Genomic DNA, 301 nt, shown 5'->3' on the forward strand with positions numbered 1-301 from the left:
GGCCAGGATGTTCTGGACGGTCTCCTTGCCCAGGTAGTGGTCGATGCGGAAGACCTCGTCGCGCGGGAAGACCGAGTGCACGACCTGGTTGAGTTCCTGGGCGCTCTTCAGGTCGTGTCCGAAGGGCTTCTCGATCACCGCCCGGCGCCAGGAGCCCTTGGGGGGGTCGGCCAGGCCGTGTGCCTTGAGCTGCTGGACCACCTGCGGGAAGAACTTCGGCGGCACCGACAGGTAGAACGCGAAGTTCCCGCCCGTGCCCTGGGCCTTGTCGAGCTCCTCGATGGTGGCGCGCAGCTTCTCG

General features: G+C 66.8%; 1 pseudogene. It reads right to left on the reverse strand.

The features are described from left to right. A pseudogene (locus IF29_RS0141285) lies at nt 1-301 on the reverse strand (glucose-6-phosphate dehydrogenase); the annotation flags it as partial.

This window comes from Streptacidiphilus jeojiense, from assembly GCF_000719095.1.
In the GTDB taxonomy this organism is placed as follows: Bacteria; Actinomycetota; Actinomycetes; order Streptomycetales; family Streptomycetaceae; genus Streptacidiphilus; species Streptacidiphilus jeojiensis.